Source organism: Cerasicoccus frondis (assembly GCA_031296915.1).
GTDB lineage: Bacteria > Verrucomicrobiota > Verrucomicrobiia > Opitutales > Cerasicoccaceae > Cerasicoccus > Cerasicoccus frondis.
In genome coordinates this window covers 1-10543 of sequence record JAVDPC010000057.1, presented here as the reverse complement: position 1 = coordinate 10543, position 10543 = coordinate 1, and the positions used below count along the sequence as shown (strand labels likewise).

The window sequence follows — 10543 nt, the reverse complement described above, 5'->3', positions numbered from 1 at the left end:
CAAACCCAAACATATCTATCGAACACTCAAACCAATCCAAACAAATGTGTAACCCATGTCCCCGCACAAGTGTTACCTATGTTACCAGTCTATACACAAACTCATCGCCCACAGTGATCGTGGCGCGTTGGCCAAGGCAGAGTAGTGTGCTCGCCAAAAAGCTCAGCTTCAAAAGCTGGAGCGGACAGTCCCACGTGATCTCCCCGTCTTGTCCTCCCTGCCTCCCCGCATTCGCACACTGTGCGAATCTACCGATGCAACCGGAGGTTGCCTAGAGCACTTTTCATCTAGATCATGCGGGCTACGGTGTGCTCGGGGACGGGGCGGCATTGGCGGTAGCCTTTGCCGCTGGCCGGGAGCCAGGAGAGGAATTCGCTGCGCTGGGCGGGGTCCGTAAATTCCAGTCCAATCAAGGCGCGTCCAATGCGTTCGCCGGAGTAGCGATAATTGAAGTAGCAGAAGTTCGCGCGACCGCGAATGGTGTCCGACAAAAAGTCATGCAGGGCGCCGGGGCGTTCGTAGAATTCCAGCTTGAGGAAGACCGGCGTTTGCAACAGCTCGACGTGGCAGGGGATGGCGCGGAACTCGATGTCCTCGCCCCCGGAAACGTCTTCCCAGCGATAGCCGCCAGCGGTCAGGCGTTCGCGGATGGCGACCAGTTGCTCTGGCTCGCAGTCGACGCCAAATATCGGCCAGGCCTCGCGTGCATCGGTCTTGCCGTAAAGGAAGTCATTGATGCTGACGCCAGCCAGCACCTCGTCCAGCAGCTTGAGCATGGCCCCCGGGACCTCGGGGATGTTGATGCGCAGGAATTGGCGCGGGCGCTGAGTGGAGCCGGTCGTTTCTGCAATGAGCGCTAGCTTGCTGAAGTCGAGATTGGCGCCGCAAAGAACCGTCAGGATGCGCTTGCCGCTCAAGGAAGCTTTGCATTGCAAAGCTCCCGCCAGCCCCATGGCGCCGGCGGGTTCAGGGATAGCGCGCAAGCCGTCCCACATGACGCGGATCGCTTCGGAAACTTCCTGGTTCGTCACGGTAATGATGTCGTCCAACAGCTCGCGACAAATTTCAAAGGGGAGGTCTCCAGCCTGCCGCACTGCTGAGCCGTCGCAGAAGATGTCGATGTTGTCGAGGCGCACAGGCTTGCCTGCGGCCAGCGCGGCTTTCATCGAGGCCTGGTCGACGCCCTCGACGCCGATTAGCTTAATGCCCGGCCAAAACATGCGTAGCCACGCGGCGACACCTGCAGCCATGCCGCCGCCGCCGATCTGTAAGAAGGCGATATCGAACGGACCTTTGCCCGACATAACAACTTCGTCGGCCAATGATCCCTGGCCAGCCATGACGTGCAAGTCATCGTAAGCATGGACGATGGTTCCCTTACTTTGCGTTGCAAAGTCTTTCGCTGCCTGAACGGCTTCATCGTAGGCGTCGCCGACCAGGTGGATCGTCACCTGATCTCCGCCTAGGCGCTTGACGGCGTCCTGCTTCACGACGGGCGTGGTGCCCGGCATAAAAATATCGGCCTGCACGCCCAGGATGCCCGCTGCCAGGGCAACGCCCTGTGCGTGGTTGCCAGCGGACGCAGTCACGACGCCAGCGGCGGATTCCTCGGCGGTGAGCACCGCCATGCGGTTGAAGGCGCCGCGCCATTTGTACGCCTTGATGGGGGAAACGTCCTCACGCTTAACCCAGATTTCGCCGTCGAAGTTGGGCAGGGGCAGTTGCTCCAGTGGCGTGGCGGCGCCGGCCTTGTAGACGCGCTGTCGGGCAAAGAGGATTTCCTGCCGCAAGCGTCGCAGCAGTGGCATGGCTTCATCGGATTCCATGGGGCTACTTTGCGGGGGCTGTTCGCCGGGCGCAAGCGTGAGATTCGGGCGCGCCAAGTAGGGCAGTGGCTTATTCTTTCTCGTTGTCGAGGAGCGCCTTTAGCCTGGCTTCGGCCTTTTCTCGGGCTTCCGCCTCCAACTGGGAGCGCACTTTCGCCTCAGTTTCGGCTTTGGCTTCTGCCTCCGCCCGTGCGCGCGCTTCGGCTTCCGCCTTGGCGACGGCGGCGGCCTGAATCCTGGGCAGCACTTCTTCTTTGATCATTTGCACGCCAGCGTCAGGCGTGAAGTGGGTCGGGTCGGCGGCGAAGAAATATTCGGCGTCTGAATACTTGCTGTCGATCAAGTCGACGGTGATGGGGAACATGCTCATCACTTCCGCTTTCCACTTGTCGATGGCGGCGCTGATGTTGGCCTCGTCCATCAATTGAAGGCTTTTCACGTGCATGGGGGCCAGGACCGCGATAGCCACGACGCCGCGTCCGCGTAGGTAATCGGTCAATTCTTCGAGGTAAGTCATGCGCTCGGGCATGACGGCGAAGTCCGCAAACCACTCGGCGTGCAAATTGAGCTCGCGCTGAGCCATGACTTCGTTGGGCGTCGATTTTTGGATGATCCAGCGGGTGGCGATGAAGGCCCCGTCATCCGCGTAAGTGGGTTCGGAGCCCTGCAGGTTGCGGCGGATGGTTTTGATGGAGTCGTCCAGCGAATTCATGCTGAAGAGCTGGTCCATGGTTTCGGCGAAAGTGGGAGGCTGAAAGGGGTCTTCTTTCAGGGGGACATTTTCGCGGAAGGCCCAGAAATCGAGCATCACAATCGCGACTTCAGCCCGGTCGACAAAGCGCTTGGTGAAGAAGTAAATTTCCTCCGGTGTGGCGCCGCCCAGACTGGCGTTGAAAAAGTCGTATTCATCAATCAGGCTGGTGGGGATCATGCCCGGCTTGCTGTTGCCGATGAGGATCGCATCGAACTCTCCCTTGCGGTAGAGCTGAGGCTTCGACTCGCGGCCCTGGCTCGTGTAGATGCCCAGGGTGTTGTTGCCAAATATGCCGTAGGGATCGATGTAGAAATTCAGCCCGCCAACGATCAACAGCCCACCCAGCACCACGCTGAGGAGGATGATGAGGTATTTGCCAAATGTTGTTTGGAGCTCACTCATGCTAACGACTAGAACTGGTAGTAGAGGAATTCACTGCGGTTGGAGAGGGAGAGAAAGGCGGCCAGGAACAGAAAAGCAGTCGCCATCGCCCAGATGGCGCTGGGCTTCCAACTGATGCGCTCCGGCTCCACTGCGGGAGCGCCATCGCCCTCGGGTGGCTGGTAGTAGCGCGCCATGATCTGGGCCAGGTTTGGGCTGAACCAGCAGAAGGCCAGCAGCAGGGCGATGAAGGCAAATATCTGCGGCTTGAAAATCGCCTCGTGGGCCTGTCCGTCTCCGAGACCGAACATGGCCTCATACATGACGGTGGCGGTGTAGAAATTCTCCGCGCGAAAGAGCACCCAGGCCAGTGTTACGCACAGGAAGGTGAAGCCAACGCCGACAATTTTACCGATGGGTAACTTTGCATCAGAAAGTGACTTTGTCTTGCAAAGTTTCTTGCGCCACTCGCGGTAGTGGTGGTTGATCAGCAGGTAGACGCCGTGCAGGACCCCCCAGAGGACAAAGGTCCAGCCAGCGCCGTGCCAGAGGCCGCCCAGGAACATCGTGATCATCAGGTTCACGTCACGCATTGCCAGCCCCTTGCGATTGCCGCCCAGGGTGATGTAGACGTAGTCCCGCAAAAAGCGCGAAAGCGTCATGTGCCAACGGCGCCAGAAATCGATGATGTTGACCGCTTTGTAGGGGGAGAAGAAATTCAGCGGTAGGCGGATGCCGAACAACAGCGCCAGGCCGATCGCCATATCGGTGTATCCGGAGAAATCGAAATAGATTTGCAGCGTGTAGGCGAGGGCGCCCGCCCAGGCTTCCCAGGCGTAGAGGGACAGTCCATCGCCTGCCGCTGCAAACGTCTCACTCGCCTGAGCCCCGATATTGTCGGCGAAGATGACTTTTTTGAACAAGCCGAAGGCGAAAAACGTCAGCCCCACCGCGATGTTTTCCCATTTGAGTTGATAGGTGCTCTGCTGCTCGAACTGCGGCATCATCTCCTTGTGGTGGACGATGGGGCCGGCGATCAGCTGCGGGAAAAACACCACGAAGAGCAGGTATTCGCGAAATTCGTAGATCGGCGCGTTGTCTTCGTAGCAGTCGATGAGGTAGGCAATTTGCTGAAAGGTAAAAAATGAAATGGCCAGCGGGAGAATGACCTCTTCCAGCGTCCAGCCTACTTGCAGCGTCGCGTTGATGTTATCGACGAAGAAATTCGCGTATTTAAAGTAGGCCAGGAGCGCCAGATTCAGGAACACCGCCACCAGCGTAACGGGCAGGTTGGGGCGTCTGCCGCGCGTGTAGTAGCTCACGGCTTTGCCCAAACCGTAGTTGCCCAGCGCGGAGAAAAGGATCAGCCCGAGGTAGATCGGATTCCACCAACCATAGTAAAACAGGGACGCCAGAATCAGCCAGCCCTGTGCTGACTCATTGCTGATAAAACGAGCAATCAGATAATAGCCAATGACCGCCAGCGGTAGAAAGGCGATGATGAATTCGTAAGAGTTAAATAGCATTACAGCCGTAGCTTCTGGGCCATAGGACTATGAGATTCTCATGATTTGCAAAGCAAAATAAACCATTGCGGGCTTGTGAAGGTCTTTTTCGGAGGCAAATTTTCATCATTCATTGGGCAATTTTGCAGAATGCATGATGCCGTTCTTTAGCCGGCGGAAGCCTCGTCCACCCAGACGACCGACCAGCCGGACTCCTGGTCCACGAATACAATCGGGGTAGCGCCCTCCAAGTCGGTTTCTACGGATTCCACAATGTTGGGAGTGGTCGGGGCATGCGCTTCAACGCTGCTCCGGGGCAGGAGGTAGACGACGGACGCCAGGATGAAAACCGCCGCCACGGCGCCAGCGGTCCAATACTCGGCCCAAGCCAATGGACTGGACAGGCGGCGCGGCGCGCTTTCCGCCGGGGCGATCCGGGCTTTCAGCGCCTGCCAGTCGCGTTCGACGGCGACTTCGTCCAGCACGGGGGGCAGATTTTCCCAACGTGCTTGCTGCTCGGCGAGTGTTTCCAGCCAAGTCACGGCTTCAGGATCGTTCTGGATGAGCGCGCCGACGGCGTCTTCCTCGGCGGGGGAGCATTCCCCGTCGTAAAAGCGCGCAAGCAATTGGGCGTCAGCGTCATTCATGGCGGTAGATTAGGGCGGGATATTCAAAAAAAGGCGAGGCGAAAGGAAATTCCCTCTCGCCTGCCTCGTCCTGGTTTTGGGGGGATACGCGCTCTAGCCGAAGCGGCAGTCGCGCCGCTGGTGGCCGATCCAGATGCGCTCTTTTACGGTTTTGAAGCAACCTCCGGTGCGGGTGCGCACCTTGACGCCGCAGGAATTGTAGACCCAGGTGTAGGAAACCGGCACGTAGACGCGGCGTTCGACGACTTGCCAATGGCCGCCGCCGCAACCGCACTGGTCGCGACAGTGGGCTGGTTGATCAAATCGCCCCTTTGCGTAGCGGGGTTCACAGCTTTGGCGTGGCTTCGGTTTTTCATAGTGAATGTAGGTTTCCCGGCGGTCATGGTGATCGTGGATGGCTTCGCTGAAGATGACGCCGCCGATGAAGCCGCCCAGCGCGGCCAGGGCTTCGTCGTTGTCATGACCGCCGCGAGCTTGGGCGGAAAGGCCGCCAACACACAGGATTAGCGCGCAGAGGGTTCCGGTTTTCAGGATGTTTTTCATGCTTTGTATGGGTTTGAGTTGCGTTGGTTGAACGAAGCCCTCCCGCGCTTTATTCGATTTCTGCTGAAAAAAATTTCCCGCTCAGGCGAAATGCGCTACACAGTCCCTCATGCAAATCGAAGTCTTCCAACTGCCGCCCATTGGCACGAACGCCTATTTGCTCACCGACATCGACCGTGGTGAAGCGATCCTCATCGACGCCCCCGCCATGGCCTGGGAGTCTGTGGCGCCACGTCTTGATGGTGACGGCATTGCGCTCAAGGCGCTCCTGCTCACGCATTGCCATTTCGACCACGTCATGGGCGCTTCGGCCTTTAATGACCACGGCGTGCCGGTTTACGCCCACCAGGACGACCGCCAAATGTTGGCCCGCGTGCAGCAGCAGATGGAAATGTTTGGCCTGTCGGGTAATTACGAGGAGCCCAAAATTGACCACTGGTACGACGTCTCCAAGCCCCTGGAGCTGCTCGGGCGCAGTATCGAAATTCGCCATACGCCCGGCCATTGCCCGGGCAATGTGACTTTCTACTTCGCGGATGAAGGCGCCGCTTTCGTGGGGGATGTTATTTTCGCGGGCGGCTACGGGCGTACCGATTTGCCGGGGGGAAGTGCGGAGACGCTGCGCAAAACTTTTTTGGAGCAGGTGTATACCTTACCTGAAGATACCTTACTTTATTCAGGACATGGGCCGGTGACTTCCGTCAAGGCCGAGATGCATTCGAATCCATTGATTACGGTTTAATCAGAGTCACTTGGCTGGCGCTTGCTCGGATTTACCCTAATAGGTATATACGGTCTTGCTTAGATAAAGATTTTTTTTATGTTCAGCGGTCCTTAAGTCTATAATAGACGCTATTACTGTTATTATTGTTACTGCAATCACGCTGGGGGGAGATTCTGTCTCCCCCTAGCCGTTGCCCCCCGGTAAATCGTCCTCTCCCCAGGCTGTTATTGGAACAAGTTAACCGCAGGTTAAGTGGCTAATCTTACGCTTGATCCGCTCTTTTGCGCTTGACGATGCTTCCCTGGAGCCGCGATTTTCAAGACCCGTCCTGTCCACGCCATGTCTGAACCCAAACGCGTCATTCCCGAATCTCTGGGGCTTTGCTCCGCCCGTTTACAACGCGCAGACGCCCACATTGCCCGCTGCATTGCCGACGGAAAACTGGTCGGCGCCATCACCTTGGTCACCCGCAAAGACCAGCTTTGCCACTTCAACATCCAGGGCTATGCGGACCGCGAAAACGCGATTCCCATGCGTGATGACACGCTGTTTCGCATTTATTCGATGACGAAGATCATCACTTCGGTGGCGGCGCTGATCGTCTACGAAGAAGGCCTGATCGACCTCAACGACCCCGTCAGCCAATACATCCCGGCCTTTGCCAATCAAATGGTCGACTTGGGCGGAGGTTACGCGGACGCCGACCGCCCCACCACGATTTACGACCTGCTGCGGCACACCGGCGGCCTGCCCCATGATTACAATCTGGAAGAGCTGATTGGCTCCGACCGCACGCTGGCGAGCTTTGCCGAAGAGATCGGCGCCCGTCCGCTCATTGCGCAGCCTGGCGAGCGCTGGATCTACGGTTACCAGACCGACGTCCTGGCCCGCATTGTGGAGATTGTCAGCGGCCAGAGCTTCGACCGCTTTTTGCGGGACCGCATTTTTGAGCCGCTCGACATGCCTGACACCGGCTTCGATGTGCCCGAGGAAAAGCGTGAACGGCTCGCGGTCTGCTATCGTTACGCTAAGGACGGCAGCCTATCCACCGCCAATGGCAATGAGCCAGACAGCCTGTTCGTGCGCCCGAAAACCTTTTTCAGCGCTTCCGGCGGACTTGTGTCCACCACCCGCGATTACCTCCGGTTCGCCACGATGCTCCTGCGCAAGGGGGAGCTCGACGGCGTGCAGTTGCTGGGCCGCAAAACGGTTGACCTGATGACGCTGGATCATCTGCCGGCCGGGCACCCAAACCTTCAAATCGGCACGCAATGCTTCCGCTTCGGCCTTGGCGTTTCCGTGGTGGCTGATGTCGCCCAGTCGCGCTGCCTGAGCTCGTTGGGAGACTTTGGGTGGGGCGGCGCCGCTGGCACGCAGGTGTGGATGAACCCGGAGGAGGAAATGGTCGTGATGATCATGATTCAGATCCGCGCTGACATCCCCACTGGCGTGATGGATGTCTACAAGCGCCTCGTTTATCAGGCCTTGGTGAACTGAGGCGATCCGCAGGCATGTCTCGCGGGGACGCGATTGACAGACAGGGGAAGTTGGTTAAGTTTTGATTAAGTTCCCCGTCATGCCCAAACGTTACCTTTTAGCCCTGGATCAGGGCACCACCAGCTCGCGCGCTATTGTTTTTAACGCCGACGGCGAGGCCGTCACCAGCGCTCAAAAAGAGTTTCCCCAATATTTCCCCGAGTCTGGTTGGGTCGAACACGACCCCAACGAAATTTGGTCCAGCCAGATATCGGTCGCCGCCGAAGCCATGGGGCAGGCGGGCCTCCGAGGGCGCGACCTGGCTGGCGTGGGCATCACCAACCAGCGTGAAACCACCATCGTGTGGGAGCGCAAGTCCGGCAAACCCATCCACCGGGCAATCGTCTGGCAGGATCGGCGGACGGCGGATGTCTGCGCGAAGCTGAAAAAGTCCGGCCGCGCCAAGCCCGTCTTGGAGAAGACCGGTCTCTTGCTCGACCCCTATTTCTCCGGCACCAAGATCAGCTGGATCCTCGATCATGTGGATGGCGCCCGTGAGGCCGCCGAGCGTGGCGACCTTTGTTTTGGCACGGTAGACTCGTGGTTGATCTGGAATCTGACCGGCGGCGAGGTTCACGCGACTGATCCGTCCAACGCCAGCCGCACGCTCCTCTTTAATATCCACACCGGGGAATGGGACGACGAGCTGCTGAAGTGGCTTGGCGTGCCCCGGGCCATGCTGCCCGAAGTGCGCCCGTCCGCCGGAGACTTCGGACAGTGCGCTGATTTTGGCGGCGCTGCGATTGCGGGGGTTGCGGGAGACCAGCATGCCGCGCTTTTTGGCCAGACCTGTTTCAAAAAAGGCACGGCCAAGAACACCTATGGCACGGGCTGCTTCCTGCTCCAGCAAACCGGCGAAAAGCCCGTGCAGTCCCAGAACAACTTGCTCACGACCGTGGCTTGGCAGACAAAAGGGCGTCGTCGCAAATACGCGTTGGAAGGCAGCGTGTTCGTGGGCGGGGCAATTATTCAATGGCTCCGCGATGGGCTGCGAATGATCCACACCGCCAGCGAAAGCGAACCTCTCGCCGCCAGCGTGCCTGACTCCGGCGGCGTGATCCTCGTGCCCGCCTTCACCGGCCTGGGCGCTCCGCATTGGGACCCCGCCGCCCGCGGGACCATGGTCGGGCTGACGCGGGGCACGACTGCCGCCCACATTTGCCGCGCCGCATTGGAATCCATTGCTTTTCAAAGCGCCGAACTGCTCGAAGCCATGAACGCCGACAGCGGCATCCCACTCAAGGAGCTGCGCGTCGATGGTGGGGCCTCGAATAACAACTTGCTGATGCAGTTTCAGGCGGATTTGCTCGGCGCGCCCGTTGTCCGCCCGCAAAACACTGAGACCACCGCACTGGGCGCGGCCTACCTGGCCGGTCTTGCCACGGATGTGTTTGCCGACGAGCAGGCGATCACCGCTCAATGGAAAGTCGACCGTACTTTCGAGCCGCAAATGGACCGCGATCAGGCCCAGGAAAAAATGTCTCTTTGGCTCGAAGCGGTCTCCCGCGCCAAAGGCTGGTCCACCACCTAGGGATAGCATGAAGTTGCCGACTTGAGCCTGTTCAGGACCCGGCAACTCCCTGTTCTCCCGAAGGCGTTTCCGCTGTTCCTTCATCGACGGATTCAGTCGCTCAAGGTTGGAGTCCCGCCTTTAGGCGGCCATGTTGCCTCTCTTGTTGGCATGGCCGGCTAAAGCCGGGACTCCAACCCACTCCAATCAAGGCATGACAGCATGCCATTCTCCATCTTTCGCGTTCGCAAGTCGTTGATCATCAGTGAGGATTATTAGTAAGCGGCGCCGACTAATAAAATGCTCGCGTGTTCACTTTTCGGTTGTGATCATACTTAAGCCTGCTAGTGTCTTATTGATCACTGCACTAGGCATTGCGCATTGCCGTAGCACAGGCGTCCCGCCTGTGTTGTTTCGTTTAGATGGAGTCAGGGCACAGGCGGGACGCCTATGCTACGGCGACCGCCCGCCCAACAGTGTCATGCCCTCCAATTCAGCCTCCCCCCAAACCTTACCCACCTTACCAACATTTCCCCACCTTACTCACCTTAAAACTCATGAACTTCCCCCCAAAACATCCGCCTTAGCGACTGTCGCCGAGGTATCCCAGTCGACGCCATGCGGGGTCATTCGGTCGCGTGGGTCGGAGCGCCGCGTAAGCGGGCACATTCGCCGCCGGGCTTGGTGTAGACAACCCGGATGCGACGCCCAATGCCTACGCGGAAATGCCCGACGCACGACGCCCTATGCCAGCCTGACCAGCGCAGCGTCGACGTTTCCAACGTGGCCCCTGAGCCGCGCTCCCCCCTCCTGCGTCGATGCCCGGCGAGCGGGCGGGAATTCTTGTGTTCTTTGAAAATTAAAAAGGCGGGTTTTGCCCCCCCCCCTGGCCCGACGTTGAGCGCCGGGAGATTAAAAATTAAAGTGAGCAAATTAAAGGTCGGCAGATGGGTTGGCTTGAAGCGCAGGCCTGTCGGTCAAGCTGACTGAGGGCTGGCAAGCTCCAGAAATTTTCGTCCCGTCACACCCATACTTTAATTTTGGGGCTGACCTAGCTAAGCGCTTTGATTGGCCTCTCGAACCCAGTGTTTAAGCTGGTTGAGGAGCTGTTTGTGGT

Annotated in this window: 8 protein-coding genes; 3 read left to right on the top strand and 5 right to left on the bottom strand. The window is 58.6% G+C overall.

The features are described from left to right. Positions 1–287 precede the first annotated feature (287 nt). The 5 genes from RBB63_RS23350 to RBB63_RS23330 form a co-directional block, all read right to left on the bottom strand. Positions 288–1826 carry a pyridoxal-phosphate dependent enzyme gene (locus RBB63_RS23350; RefSeq protein WP_309387830.1) on the bottom strand — a complete coding sequence of 513 codons (1539 nt, stop codon included), beginning with the start codon at positions 1824–1826 and terminating at the stop codon, positions 288–290. A gap of 70 nt (positions 1827–1896) precedes the next feature. Continuing rightward, on the bottom strand, positions 1897–2982 hold the full coding sequence (locus tag RBB63_RS23345) for a hypothetical protein (RefSeq protein WP_309387828.1): 1086 nt from the start codon (positions 2980–2982) through the stop codon (positions 1897–1899). 8 nt (positions 2983–2990) lie between these two features. Beyond that, positions 2991–4487 (bottom strand): MBOAT family O-acyltransferase, encoded by a 1497-nt coding sequence (locus tag RBB63_RS23340; RefSeq protein ID WP_309387827.1) that lies wholly within the window; start codon positions 4485–4487, stop codon positions 2991–2993. 146 nt (positions 4488–4633) lie between these two features. After that, the gene (locus RBB63_RS23335; protein WP_309387825.1) at positions 4634–5113 is read right to left on the bottom strand and encodes a hypothetical protein; all 480 of its coding nucleotides are present in this window, start codon (positions 5111–5113) and stop codon (positions 4634–4636) included. Between the two features lie 93 nt (positions 5114–5206). Continuing rightward, on the bottom strand, positions 5207–5656 hold the full coding sequence (locus RBB63_RS23330) for a hypothetical protein (protein ID WP_309387824.1): 450 nt from the start codon (positions 5654–5656) through the stop codon (positions 5207–5209). Positions 5657–5765: 109 nt separating this feature from the next. Between RBB63_RS23330 and RBB63_RS23325 the strand changes: the two genes are divergently transcribed. The 3 genes from RBB63_RS23325 (at position 5766) to glpK (ending at position 9447) form a co-directional block, all read left to right on the top strand. After that, a complete protein-coding gene (locus RBB63_RS23325) occupies positions 5766–6398 on the top strand; it encodes an MBL fold metallo-hydrolase (protein WP_309387822.1) in 633 nt (210 codons plus the stop codon). 321 nt (positions 6399–6719) lie between these two features. Then, complete coding sequence (locus RBB63_RS23320; RefSeq protein ID WP_309387820.1) at positions 6720–7877, top strand: serine hydrolase domain-containing protein; 1158 nt, start codon at positions 6720–6722, stop codon at positions 7875–7877. A 79-nt stretch (positions 7878–7956) separates the two neighbouring features. Next, positions 7957–9447, top strand: coding sequence for a glycerol kinase GlpK (gene glpK / locus RBB63_RS23315; protein ID WP_309387818.1), 1491 nt, complete (start codon positions 7957–7959; stop codon positions 9445–9447). Positions 9448–10543: the final 1096 nt, after the last annotated feature.